Origin of the sequence: Rhodococcus sp. SGAir0479, from assembly GCF_005484805.1 — a bacterium.
Taxonomy (GTDB): domain Bacteria; phylum Actinomycetota; class Actinomycetes; order Mycobacteriales; family Mycobacteriaceae; genus Prescottella.
In genome coordinates this window covers 3,611,327-3,623,447 of sequence record NZ_CP039432.1, presented here as the reverse complement: position 1 = coordinate 3,623,447, position 12,121 = coordinate 3,611,327, and the positions used below count along the sequence as shown (strand labels likewise).

Here is a 12,121-nt window from a genome sequence, read left to right as displayed (position 1 = left end):
AAAGCGTCCCAACCGTTCGATCCTGCCCCGGCGTGCCGCCGGGACCGCCGACGATACCGTCTCGCCCGAGCATTCGATGGCGCCGCGCCACCCGGGGCAGACGCCTGTGCCGCAGCATCGGCCGGTGGAGTCGAGCGTCGTCAACAGCGCGGTGTACCGCGACGGGCGACGCATCGGCTCGCCTGCCACTCTCGCCGAGGCGCTCGCGAGTCTGCCCGACGAGTCGTCGATGGCGTGGATCGGCCTGTACCGACCCGACGACGCCCAACTGTACGCCGCGGCAAAACAATTCGATCTGCACGAACTCGCCGTCGAGGATGCGATCGTCGCCCACCAGCGCCCCAAGCTGGAACGCTACGGCGAGACGCTGTTCGTAGTGCTGCGCGCTGCCCGCTACCTCGACGAGTCGGAGAGCGTCGATTTCGGCGAGCTGCACGTCTTCTGCGGCCCGACATTCGTGCTCACCGTCCGGCACAGCGAGTCGCCGGATCTGTCGAACGTTCGGAAGCGGATGGAGAGCGATCCGGATCTGTTGCGCCTCGGTCCCGAGGCCGTCCTGTACGCGATCCTCGACGCCGTCGTCGACGGCTACGCGCCGGTCGTCGCGGGCCTGCAGAACGACATCGACGAGATCGAGACCGAGATCTTCAGTGGTGACCCGATGGTGTCGCGGCGCATCTACGAGCTCTCCCGCGAGGTCATCGAGTTCCAGCGTGCGACCAAGCCGCTGCTGGGCATGCTCAGCGCGTTGTCGGCCGGCTTCGACAAGTACAAGACGGACGAGGAGCTGCAGCGGTACCTGCGCGACGTCACCGACCACGCGACCACCGTCGTCGAGCGGGTGGACGGCTTCCGAGATCTGCTCGCCAACATGCTCACGGTCAACGCGACGCTCGTCTCCCAGGCGCAGAACGAGGAGATGCGCAACCTGACGGCGGCCAGCTATGCGCAGAACGAGGAGATCAAGAAGATCTCGTCGTGGGCGGCAATCCTGTTCGCGCCCACACTGATCGGCACCGTGTACGGCATGAACTTCGATACCATGCCCGAATTGCACTGGCCCGGAGGATATCCCTTCGCGTTGATGCTGATGTTCCTCACGTGTTTCAGCCTCTACACGGTCTTCAAGCGGCGCGGCTGGCTGTGACCCGGGCGGCGGCGCTACAGTCCGGACTGTGACCGGACCGCGCGCGCTCGACCTCGGGATGCTGCTGACGCGGCGTCGCCATGTCGATTTCGCGCTGGTCTGCACGTGCAGTTGTCGTCGGCCCTGATCGGCCCCGACGACCATTCGCCGGGCGTTCTCTGCTGCCCGGACATCCGCATCTGCACGAGAGGTCCCCTCATGACCACAGCTTCCGTCTCCCGTCTGTCCGCCATCGTCGCTGCCACCGCCGACGCGGTCGCCGACGACGCCACCAAGGCGCACGTCGTGTTCCGGGCCGCGGCTCGGGCGCACGACGCCGTCGCCAGCACCGTCTCGCTGGGCAAGTACTCGGTCGAGGTCGACGAGCCACCCGCTCTGGGTGGTGACAACGCGGCGCCCAACCCGGTGGAGTACTACCTGGCGTCGCTGCTGTCGTGCCACGTCGTCACCTACCGCTTCTGGGCCGAGCGCCTGGGAATCCGGGTCGACGACATCGAGGCGCGTGCCGAGGGCGATCTCGACGTCCGCGGCTTCTTCGGCTTCGACGAGGCCGTCCGTCCGGGGTTCGGTGAGGTCCGCGTCGTCGTGACGGTCACCGGCCCGGAAACGCGTGAGCGCTACCTGGAGCTGCACTCGGCTGCCGAAGCGCACTGCCCGGTGCTGGACCTGACCCGCAACCCGACACCGGTGGTCTCGGTCCTCGAGACCCCCGCGTCGGCTGTCGGCGACGGACACTGACGGCAAACCACAGCGCGGAGAGGGCCGCGGGGTGCCACTATGGACCCCGTGGACCTGCCGATCGCGCCGCCCCTGCAACCGATGCTGGCCACGGCCGCGTCCGGAGTGCCCGAGCAACCCGCCGGTGAACCCGTGTGGTCGTACGAACCGAAGTGGGACGGTTTCCGTGCCATCGTGTTCCGCGACGGCGACGACGTCGTCTTCGGCTCCCGCGGCGGCAAGGACCTCGCACGCTACTTCCCCGAAATGGTGGAGGCGGTACGCGCCGAGTTGCCGCCCCGCTGCGTCGTCGACGGCGAGCTGGTGGTGCCCCGGGAGATCGAGGGACGCACGCGGTTGGACTGGGGTTCGCTGTCCGAACGGATCCACCCCGCCGAGAGCCGCGTCAACCTCCTCGCCGCCGAGACCCCCGCCCAGTTCATCGGCTTCGACCTGCTGGCGCTCGGCGACGAGGACCTCACGAAGCACTCGTTCACGGAACGGCGCGAGGCGCTGCTCGGGGCGGTCGGCGGTGGTCCGCGCTGCCACGTCACCGCCGCGACCCGTGACGCCGCGGTCGCCGAACGCTGGTTCGAGACGTTCGAGGGTGCCGGGCTCGACGGCGTCGTCGCCAAGCGACTCGACGGCCATTATCTACCGAACAAGCGGGAGATGGTGAAGGTCAAGCACTCTCGAACGGCGGACGTCGTGGCTATCGGGTACAGGCCGCACAAGAGTCAGCCGGGCATCGGGTCGATCCTGCTGGGTCTGTTCGACGGCGACGAGCTCCACATGGTCGGGGGTGCGTCGGCCTTCACGGCGAAACGCCGGGTGGAACTGCTCGCCGAACTCGAACCGCTGCGGGTGGGTGCCGACGTCGTCGCCGAGGGCGAGGCCACGCGGTGGCGGTCGAGCGCGGACCGCAGTTGGGTGCCGCTGCGCCCCGAGCGGGTGCTCGAGGTCGCATACGACCAGATGGAGGGCGGTCTGGGCGAGTGCGGCAGCCAGGCCGGAGTCCGGTTCCGGCACGCGGCGCGCTTCCTGCGGTGGCGGCCGGATCGAGACCCGCAGTCGTGCACGTTCGAGCAACTCGAGGTTCCATTGCGCTACGACCTCGCCGACGTCCTGACGGGAGAAAGCTGAAACATGGCCAGCACCAAAGGCTCTCCGGCGGAGGAACTCGACGTCGACGGCGTCGCCGTCCGGCTGTCGAATCCCGACAAGATCTACTATCCGCGCCTCGGCCCGGAGGGCGGCACCAAGCGGCACCTCGTGGAGTACTACCGGAAGATGGCGACCGGTGGCGAACTACTGCGGGCGCTGCGGGATCGGCCCACCCACCTTCAGCGATACCCGGACGGCGTGGAGGGCGAAGAAGTCTTCCAGAAGCGGGTGCCCGTCAAACGCCCCGAACACGTCGCGTCGTGCGAGGTGACGTTCCCGTCCAAACGCACCGCCGACGTGCTGCGCGTGCGCAGCGCCGCCGACATCGTGTGGGCCGCGAACCTCGGCACCGTCACGTTCCACCCGTGGGCGGTGCGGTGCCCGGACGTCGACCACCCGGACGAACTGCGCATCGACTTCGACCCGCAGCCCGGCACCGACTTCGACGACGCCCGCCGGGTCGCGCTGGACATCATGCAGCCGTTGCTCGATGAACTGGGACTGATCGGGTTCCCCAAGACGTCGGGAGGGCGTGGCCTGCACGTCTACATCCGGATCGAACCGCGGTGGGACTTCGTCGAGGTTCGCCGCGCCGGCATCGCGTTGTGCCGGGAGATCGAGCGGCGCAGCGGCGACCGCGCCACCACTGCGTGGTGGAAGGAGGAGCGGGGCGCCCGCATCTTCCTCGATTTCAACCAGAACGCGCGGGACAAGACCATCGCCTCCGCGTACTCGGCGCGCAACACGCCGATCGGCACCGTCTCGACCCCGGTGACGTGGGAGGAACTGGTGTCCGCCGAACCCGACGACTTCACGATCGCGACCGTGCCGGCCCTGCTCGCCGGCCGCCCCGACCCGATGGCGGCGCTCGACGACGTCGCGCACTCGCTCGACGTCCTGCTCGAGATGGCCGAGCGGGACGCGGCCGCCGGGCTGGGGGACCTGCCGTATCCGCCGAATCATCCCAAGATGCCGGGGGAGCCCAAGCGTGTGCAGCCCAGCCGCGACCGCGACCGCAAGGGGAAGTAGACCCGACCACCCGGTTTCACCGTCCCGATGTTCGGGTATGTCTGTTCTGCTCCGGCGGAAACCCTTCCGGCCGTAGGCTGCGCCAATCACAATGGTGTGAGGAGCGGGATCGGAGGTCACGATGACGATCCAGGTGGAACGCGACGCCGCGTCGCGCACGAAGGTGGTCGAGTCCCCGACCGTGCCGCCGTCCCCGGCGCCGCCCCCGGCGGTGCATGCCCGGACCGAGATGCTGGTGGATCCTCGGTTCCTCCCGCTCGCGGACCGCTTCTTCTCCATGTACCGGCAGCCACGCAACGGCGGCGGTGCGCTGGTCGCCTACGTGCACGGGGAGAAGGTCCTCGACATCTGGGCCGGGTACGCCGACCGGGACCGCCGCTGGAACCGCGACACGGTCGCGCTGTCGTTCTCGACCGGCAAGGGCGTCGCCAGCACGATCGTCCACCGTCTCGCCGAGCGCGGCATCGTCGACTACGACACCCCGGTGGCCGCCTACTGGCCGGAGTTCGGAGCCGCCGGCAAGGAGTCCATCACGCTCCGCGACGTCCTCACGCACCGCGCGGGCCTGCACCGGGTGCGAGGCCTGGTGCCGGGCCGGCTGGGTCTGCTGGACTACGACACCGTGATCGCCGCGCTCGCCGCGAGCGCCCCCGACCCGCGACGCCGCCGCGGGCCCGGCTACCACGCCGTCACGTACGGATGGCTCGTCGCGGAGACGGTGTCGCGAGCCGCGGGCAAGCCGTTCACGCAGATCGTCCGTGAGGAGATCGCGGAGCCGCTGGGCGCGGACGAGTTCTGGTACCACGTGCCCGCCGACCAGAAGCCGCGCATCGCGAAGCTGTTCCCGCACATCAACCCCGGGGGCCTCGACTGGCGACTGACGTCGTCGGTGCTCTCCGTCGCGGGCCCGCTGCGGGGCCTCGCGGAGGCGGCCATGCCCGACGGCTTCGACGAACTGGTCCGCAACCCCGCCGTCCACGACGCCGTCATGCCGGGATGGAACGGCGTCTTCGGCGCGCGGTCGTTGGCGCGGATGTACGCCGCCATCGCGAACGGCGGTGTCATCGACGGCACCCGCTTCCTGCAGCCCGAGACCCTCGAGCAGATGGGGACGGTCCAGACGCGCGACCGCGACTACGTGCTGGGCGTCAAGCTCGGCTGGCGTCTCGGTTACCACCCGCCGCTGCTGGCCAGCCGCACCCAGCCGTCGCGCGGGCTCGGCCATTACGGAGTGGGCGGATCGGGCGCGTACGCGGACCCGGAGACCGGTCTGGCGCTCGCGTTCGTGACCAACCGGCTGGGCAACGCCGTCACCGCGCTCGGGGACCTGCGACTGGCCCGGCTGGGCGCCGAGGCCCAGGCGATCGTGCGGCAGTGAGGGAGGTCCACCGATGAGCAACCACGTCTATCGAGTGATCAAGGTCGTGGGGTCGTCACCCGACGGCGTCGATGCGGCGATCGCCAACGCGATCGCCCGCGCGAGCGAGACGATGCGCAACCTCGACTGGTTCGAAGTGGTCGAGACGCGCGGGCACATCGAGGACGGGTCCGTCGCCCACACCCAGGTGACGCTCGAGGTGGGGTTCCGGCTCGAGTGACGAACCGACACGGCCGAACGTCCTCGGTCGCACGGAGCCTCGACCAAAACTGGAACACGTTATAGTCTGTCCGAGAACGACAGTCTCGGTCGGGAACTCACAGGTAGGGAAGAACTGTGGCTTATGTGATTACGCAGGCGTGCTGCAACGATGCCTCGTGTGTGGACGTGTGTCCCGTCAACTGCATTCATCCGACCCCGGACGAGCCCGAGTTCGCGACCACGGAGATGCTCTACATCGATCCGCAGACGTGCATCGACTGCGGTGCGTGCGTCGACGAGTGCCCGGTCGACGCGATCTTCGGTGAGAACGAGCTCAGCGAAGCCCACTCGATGTATCCCGAGATCAACGCCGCGTACTTCGACAAGCACCCGATCGGCCCGGACTGGCCGGAGCTGCCGGAACCGCGCCCGCTCAGCCCCGACCTCGGCACGCTGCGGGTCGCGATCGTGGGATCGGGCCCGGCCGCGTGTTACGCCGCGATCGAGCTCACCTCCCGGCCGCGCGTCGAGGTCGACATGTTCGACCGTCTACCCACGCCGTACGGCCTCGTCCGGGCCGGTGTCGCGCCCGATCACCCCGGCACCAAAGCGGTCTCCGACGTCTTCCGGTCGGCGCTGAGCAAGCGCTCCGTGCAGTGCCACTTCAACGTCGAGGTCGGCCGGCACATCAGTCACGACGAGCTGCTGCAGCACCACCATGCGGTGATCTACGCGGTCGGTGCCGCCAGCGACCGGCATCTCGGGGTGCCCGGTGAGGACCTGCCCGGCTCGCACGCCGCCACCGAGTTCGTGGCCTGGTACAACGGCCATCCCGATTACGCCGACCACACGTTCGACCTCTCGGGAGAGCGCGCGGTCATCATCGGTAACGGCAACGTCGCCCTGGACGTGGCCCGCGTGCTGGTCACCGATCCGGACGAACTCGCCAAGACCGACATGGCCGATCACGCGGTGGAGGCATTGCGTCGCAGCAACATCCGCGAGGTCGTCATCGTCGGCCGCCGCGGACCGGCGCAGGCCGCCTACACCAACCCGGAGTTGATCGCGCTCGGGCGTATGGCCGACGTCGACATCGTCGTCGACCCCGACGAGGTGATCCTCGATGCGGCCAGCCGGGCGTGGGTGGACGGCCCCGATTCGGAGCCGTCCGAGAAGCTCAAGGTCCGCCAGGTGGAGGAGTTCGCCAAGCGCACGGCGACCGACGGGCGCAAGCGGATCGTGTTGCGCTACCTGGCCTCGCCGCAGGAGATCCTCGGCGGTGACCGCGTCGAGGGAATCCGGTTGGTGCGCAACGAGTTGGTCGCCGACGACGCCGGCGCGCTCACTGCCCGCCCGACCGATCGGACCGAGACACTCGAGACCGGACTGGTGTTGCGGTCCATCGGATACAAGGGGCTGCCGATCGCCGACGTGCCGTTCGACGAGCGTCGTGGGGTGGTCCCCAACGAGAACGGCCGCGTCATCGATCCCGAGACGGGCTCCCCGGTCCCCGGCGTCTACGTCGCAGGGTGGATCAAGCGTGGGCCGACCGGCGTCATCGGCACCAACAAGTACTGCTCGACCGCGACCGTCGATCTGCTGCTCTCCGACTTCGCGGGCGGCGGGCTGGTCCAGCCGGACCACGACGGCGAGCAGTTGGCGCAACTGGTCGCCGAGCGGCAGCCGGAGGCCATCGACTTCCAGGGGTGGCAGCGCATCGACAAGAAGGAGCGGGTACTGGGTTCCGAGAGCGGTCGCGCCCGGGCCAAGATCGTCGATCTGCGGGCGATGCTGGACGCGGCGCGCGGCGAAGCGAGCTGACCCCGCGGGTCGGGTTGTCGAACGCGCGTCCGGTCTGTCTACATTGGAGGCGCCGGACGCAGTCCGTGTCCGGTTCTCGAGCAAAGGGGTACGGACATGACCGCGACGGCGAAGACTCGGCAGGCCCGATCCCGGCGGTGGGGTGCCAGGGCCGCGGCGGTTGCCGTGAGCGCCGCGACGGCCGGCGCGGTGCTCGCCGTACCCGCGCAGGCGGCCCCGCTCTTCCCGGGTGGCCCCGAGATCCCCGGTTTCGAGCTCCCGGCGTTCGAGTTTCCGCAGGTCCAGCTGCCCCAGATCCCGACGCCGCCGCTGGTGCTGCCGCCGGGCTTCGAACTGCCGCGGGAGGTGCAGGCGATGCTGCCGCCCGGGTCGGTCATGCCGGCCACCCCGCCGCTGGGCCCCGCGAACTTCTCCGCGCCGTCGATCAATCCGGCACCCGGCGAGGTGGTGGGCGTCGCGCAGCCCGTCGTCGTGAACTTCGACGAACCGGTCGGCGACCGCGCCACCGCTGAGCGCGCTATCCGGGTCACCGCCGAACCGCCCGTCGCCGGCGGCTTCTACTGGATCAACGACAAGCAGGTCCGCTGGAAGCCCACCGAGTTCTGGCCGGCCCACACCCGGGTGACCGTCGATGCCGGTGATGCACACTCGACGTTCTCCATCGGCGACGCACTGGTCACGTTCGCCGACGACAACACCAAGCAGATCACCGTCACCCGCAACGGTGAGGTCGTCAAGACCATGCCGACGTCGTTCGGCAAGCCGGGGTACGAGACCCCCAACGGCACCTACATCGTGGGCGAGAAATTCCGCGAGATGTACATGGATTCGTCCACGTACGGTGTGCCGATCGACTCCCCGGAGGGCTACCGGACGTACGTCGAGTACGCGACACGCATCTCCTACAGCGGCATCTTCGTGCACGCCGCGCCGTGGTCGGTGCAGCAGCAGGGGCACACCAATGTGAGCCACGGCTGCCTCAACGTCAGCACCGAGGACGGCCGGTGGTTCTACGAGAACGCCACCAAGGGCGACCCGGTGATCGTGCAGAACACCGCCGGCGGAGTCCTCAGCGGCGCCGACGGCCTGGGCGACTGGAACCGGTAGGCGCTTCGCGCCCGTGCGCCTTTCCGGTAACCGGCGCTACCGGAAAGGCACGCGACTGAGATATTGATGCCATGACGGTGACGCGTTCGATCCTGCTGTTCCTCCTGGCCGCACTGTTCGAGATCGGCGGCGCCTGGCTGGTGTGGCAGGGCGTGCGCGAACACCGCGGCTGGCTGTGGGTGGGTGCCGGCATGATCGCCCTCGGCGTCTACGGCCTGGTCGCCACGCTGCAACCCGACGCCGACTTCGGGCGCATCCTCGCCGCCTACGGCGGTGTGTTCGTCGCAGGTTCGCTGTTGTGGGCGGTGGTGATGGACGGCTTCCGGCCCGACCGCTACGACATCATCGGCGCGCTGATCTGCCTGTGTGGCGTCGGCGTGATCATGTACGCGCGGTAGGCGCTGCGCCTGGGCGCCAGCGCAACGGAGCGTCGCGCCGGCGCGGAGCGCCTACCAGATCTTGACGCGCTGGTCCGGATCCAGATAGAGGGCGTCGCCGGGTTGCACGTCGAACGCGTCGTGGAAGCTGTCGAGGTTGCGGATCACGCCGTTGCACCGGAACTCCGGCGGCGAGTGCGGGTCGACAGCCAGGCGCCGCAGCGCCTCTTCCTTGCGTGCCTTCGTCCGCCACACCTGCGCCCAGCCGAAGAATACGCGCTGCAGTCCGGTCAGCTGGTCCAGCACGGGAGCCTCGCCGCCCTCGGTGGCGATCCGGTACGCCTCCAGCGCGATCGACAGCCCGCCCAGGTCGCCGATGTTCTCGCCGATCGTGAACTCGCCGTTGACGTGATGACCCGGCAGATCCTTGGGCTCGAAGTCGTTGTACTGCTCGATGAGTGCCTTGGTGCGCTTGCCGAACTCGGTGCGGTCGTCGTCGGTCCACCAGTCGACCATGTTGCCGTCGCCGTCGTACTTGGCGCCCTGGTCGTCGAAGCCGTGACCGATCTCGTGGCCGATCACCGCGCCGATACCGCCGTAGTTGGCGGCGTCGTCGGCGTCGGGATCGAAGAACGGCGGCTGCAGAATCGCTGCGGGGAAGACGATCTCGTTCATTCCCGGGTTGTAGTACGCGTTGACGGTCTGCGGCGTCATGAACCACTCGTCGCGGTCCACCGGCCCGCCCAGCTTCGCGATGTCGCGATCGTGCTCGGCCGCGTAGCCGCTGCGGTAGTTGCCGACCAGGTCGGACGGGTCGATCTGCACGGCCGAGTAGTCCCGCCACTTGTCGGGGTAGCCGATCTTCGGGGTGAACTTCTCGAGCTTCGCGAGCGCCGCCTCCCGGGTCTGCGGGCTCATCCACTCGAGGTCGGAGATGTTGCGGCGGTACGCCTCCTGCAGGTTCGCGACCAGCTCCTGCATCCGGGCCTTGGACTCGGGCGGGAAGTGCCGCTCGACGTACAGCTTGCCGACGGCCTCACCGAGCAGGTCCTGCACCAGCGAGACGCCGCGCTTCCACCGCTCCCGGTTCTCCTCCGTGCCGCTGAGGGTCTTGCCGTAGAACGCGAAGTCCTCTGCGACGACGGCCTCGTTCAGGAACGCGGCCCGCGAGTGCAGGATCCGCCACGTGGCCCACGCCTTCCAGTCCTCGATGGGGCGGGACGTCCACAGTTCGGTGAACGACTCGACGAAGCTCGGCTGCCGCACCACGATCTCGGCGAGCTGCTCGGGTGTGGCCTGCAGCCCCGAGATCCATGCGGCCCAGTCGAACCCGCCGTGCCGCGACTGCAGGTCGTCCAGCGTCACCAGGTTGTAGCTCAGCTCGGCGTCGCGGCGCTTGACGACGTCCCAGTGGCCGGCCGCGATCGCGGTCTCGAGCTCGAACACGCGTTGCGCGTCGTACTCGATACCGGCCAGCTCGAACATCTTCCGGATGTGCGCGAGGTACGCGTCGCGGATCTCGGCGTAGTTCTCCTCCCGGAAGTACGACTCGTCCGGCAGCCCGATGCCGGACTGCGTGAAGTGCACCAGGTATCGCGCCGAGTTCTTGGCATCGGTGTCGACGTACTGGCCCACCGCCCCGCCGACACCGGTGCGCTGCAGCCGTCCGACGATCGCGGCCAGCTCGCTCAGGTCGGCGGCGTTCGCGACGGCCGACAGCTCCTCGGCGATCGGCTCCAGTCCGGCGGCCTCGACGGCCTCGGCGTCCATGAAGCTCGAGTACAGGTCGCCGATCTTCTGGGCGTCGGTGCCGTGCGCCGCGCCGGACGCCGACGCCTCCTGGATGAGCGTCTTCACGTCCTCCTCGGCCTTGTCGTAGAGGGTGCGGAACGCGCCGTCCACCGCGCGGTCGGCCGGAATCTCGTACTCGTCCAGCCACTTGCCGTTGACGTGCACGAACAGGTCGTCCTGCGGGCGGGTACCCGCGTCGAGGTGGGTCAGGTCGATGCCGGAATGCTGCGCAGTCGTCATCGCTCCATCTTTACACCGCGTCGACCGCCGAGGCCGATCCCGAAGGATTCCGCGCGGCAGGCGGCGGCAATCCTCCGGGACCGCGGGCCTCAGACGTCGACGCCGAGGTTGATCGCCGCGAGCATGCGGTCGGACTGCCGCGACGTCACCATCAGACCGGCCTCGTCGAAGATCCCGTCGGTGTCGTTGCGGGTGTCGCGGCCGGTGTGGTCCGTGTACGGCGAGACGGTCGAGAAGATCTCGTCGTTGAGAGCGTCGTCGAAGAACAGCTGCGTGGTGAGCACCGTCTTCTTGTCGATGTGCACCTTGAGGTGGATGTGCACGGTCCGGCCGGTGTACCAGCCCGGGAAAATGGTCGTGAACCGCACGATGCCGTCGGCGTCGGTGGTCTGCGCGCCCCGCAGGTAGGTGCCGTCGTCGGTGGTGGTGGCCTCCTGGTCACCGACGCTGTACGACCCGTCGGACGTCTCCCCGGAGCCGCCCATCGCACCCGGACCACCCGGACCACCCATCGCACCCGGACCACCCGGACCACCCATCGCACCCGGACCACCCGGACCACCCGGACCGCCTTCCGGCATCCCCTCGGGCGGTGTGCCACCGGGTGGGGGACCGCCCATACCGCCTTGCGGGGGCTGACCCATACCGCCACCACCGGGTCCGCCGCCCTGGTTCGCGGCGACCGACCCGGACTCGAAGCCGGAGTAGACGCCGCCGGCGTCGCAGTGCCAGATCTCGACGACGGCATTGGCGACGGCGGCCGCGCTGCCGTCGGCGCTGCAGTTCGTCAGGTCCTGCACCCGCATCGCCAGGTTCAACTCGAGCCCGGGGCGGTCGTCACGGACGTCGCTGCGGATCGAATCGACGTCGAACCAGTACGGGCCCTGCGTCTCCTCGACCGCCATGACACAACGCGGCGCCTGATCGAGCAACGCGCGCAGCTGATCGTCCACGGTGCCGGTGGCCGCGGCAGCGGTGCCCGCCGCGGGGGTCGACGTCGCCGCCGCGGGCGTGGTCGACGACGCGCCGCCACCGGTGCACGCCGCGATCAGTCCGGTCAGGCTCACGGTGCCGCCGAGCGCGAGCGCCCGCCGTCGGCTGATCCGCAGCCGGCTCAGTTCCACGTCCTTGTTCACGCGACGTCCTTCC

Annotated in this window: 11 protein-coding genes; 9 read left to right on the top strand and 2 right to left on the bottom strand. The window is 69.2% G+C overall.

Annotation, left to right across the window (positions count from 1 at the left end; translation table 11 throughout):
- Nucleotides 1–76 precede the first annotated feature (76 nt).
- The 9 genes from E7742_RS16830 to E7742_RS16790 all read left to right on the top strand — a co-directional run bounded on the left by E7742_RS16830 (nucleotide 77) and on the right by E7742_RS16790 (nucleotide 8,962).
- The gene (locus E7742_RS16830) at nucleotides 77–1,147 is read left to right on the top strand and encodes a magnesium and cobalt transport protein CorA (protein ID WP_441346926.1); all 1,071 of its coding nucleotides are present in this window, start codon (nucleotides 77–79) and stop codon (nucleotides 1,145–1,147) included.
- A 198-nt stretch (nucleotides 1,148–1,345) separates the two neighbouring features.
- Complete coding sequence (locus tag E7742_RS16825; protein WP_137799980.1) at nucleotides 1,346–1,885, top strand: OsmC family protein; 540 nt, start codon at nucleotides 1,346–1,348, stop codon at nucleotides 1,883–1,885.
- Nucleotides 1,886–1,933: 48 nt separating this feature from the next.
- Nucleotides 1,934–3,007 carry an ATP-dependent DNA ligase gene (locus tag E7742_RS16820; protein WP_137801269.1) on the top strand — a complete coding sequence of 358 codons (1,074 nt, stop codon included), beginning with the start codon at nucleotides 1,934–1,936 and terminating at the stop codon, nucleotides 3,005–3,007.
- 3 nt (nucleotides 3,008–3,010) lie between these two features.
- Complete coding sequence (locus E7742_RS16815) at nucleotides 3,011–4,057, top strand: DNA polymerase domain-containing protein (RefSeq protein ID WP_137799979.1); 1,047 nt, start codon at nucleotides 3,011–3,013, stop codon at nucleotides 4,055–4,057.
- A gap of 229 nt (nucleotides 4,058–4,286) precedes the next feature.
- Nucleotides 4,287–5,435, top strand: a complete 1,149-nt coding sequence (locus E7742_RS16810) for a serine hydrolase domain-containing protein (RefSeq protein WP_254699339.1) — start codon at nucleotides 4,287–4,289, stop codon at nucleotides 5,433–5,435.
- A gap of 13 nt (nucleotides 5,436–5,448) precedes the next feature.
- Entirely contained in the window at nucleotides 5,449–5,655 is a 207-nt protein-coding gene (locus E7742_RS16805; protein ID WP_137799977.1) for a dodecin, read from the top strand.
- A gap of 116 nt (nucleotides 5,656–5,771) precedes the next feature.
- Nucleotides 5,772–7,457 carry an FAD-dependent oxidoreductase gene (locus E7742_RS16800; protein ID WP_175420513.1) on the top strand — a complete coding sequence of 562 codons (1,686 nt, stop codon included), beginning with the start codon at nucleotides 5,772–5,774 and terminating at the stop codon, nucleotides 7,455–7,457.
- 96 nt (nucleotides 7,458–7,553) lie between these two features.
- Nucleotides 7,554–8,564 carry a L,D-transpeptidase gene (locus tag E7742_RS16795; RefSeq protein WP_137799976.1) on the top strand — a complete coding sequence of 337 codons (1,011 nt, stop codon included), beginning with the start codon at nucleotides 7,554–7,556 and terminating at the stop codon, nucleotides 8,562–8,564.
- 71 nt (nucleotides 8,565–8,635) lie between these two features.
- The gene (locus E7742_RS16790; RefSeq protein WP_137799975.1) at nucleotides 8,636–8,962 is read left to right on the top strand and encodes a YnfA family protein; all 327 of its coding nucleotides are present in this window, start codon (nucleotides 8,636–8,638) and stop codon (nucleotides 8,960–8,962) included.
- Between the two features lie 51 nt (nucleotides 8,963–9,013).
- Here the strand turns inward: E7742_RS16790 and E7742_RS16785 are convergent, their stop codons facing one another.
- Nucleotides 9,014–10,972, bottom strand: coding sequence for a M13 family metallopeptidase (locus tag E7742_RS16785; RefSeq protein WP_137799974.1), 1,959 nt, complete (start codon nucleotides 10,970–10,972; stop codon nucleotides 9,014–9,016).
- A gap of 89 nt (nucleotides 10,973–11,061) precedes the next feature.
- Nucleotides 11,062–12,108, bottom strand: a complete 1,047-nt coding sequence (locus E7742_RS16780) for a protocatechuate dioxygenase (protein ID WP_137799973.1) — start codon at nucleotides 12,106–12,108, stop codon at nucleotides 11,062–11,064.
- Nucleotides 12,109–12,121 lie beyond the last annotated feature (13 nt).

Coding starts and splice junctions, on each gene's coding strand:
- E7742_RS16805 (WP_137799977.1), top strand. CDS start 5,449: ATGAGCAACCACGTCTATCGAGTGATCAAGGTCGTGGGGTCGTCACCC.
- E7742_RS16810 (WP_254699339.1), top strand. CDS start 4,287: ATGCTGGTGGATCCTCGGTTCCTCCCGCTCGCGGACCGCTTCTTCTCC.
- E7742_RS16795 (WP_137799976.1), top strand. CDS start 7,554: ATGACCGCGACGGCGAAGACTCGGCAGGCCCGATCCCGGCGGTGGGGT.
- E7742_RS16830 (WP_441346926.1), top strand. CDS start 77: ATGGCGCCGCGCCACCCGGGGCAGACGCCTGTGCCGCAGCATCGGCCG.
- E7742_RS16785 (WP_137799974.1), bottom strand. CDS start 10,972: ATGACGACTGCGCAGCATTCCGGCATCGACCTGACCCACCTCGACGCG.
- E7742_RS16815 (WP_137799979.1), top strand. CDS start 3,011: ATGGCCAGCACCAAAGGCTCTCCGGCGGAGGAACTCGACGTCGACGGC.
- E7742_RS16825 (WP_137799980.1), top strand. CDS start 1,346: ATGACCACAGCTTCCGTCTCCCGTCTGTCCGCCATCGTCGCTGCCACC.
- E7742_RS16790 (WP_137799975.1), top strand. CDS start 8,636: ATGACGGTGACGCGTTCGATCCTGCTGTTCCTCCTGGCCGCACTGTTC.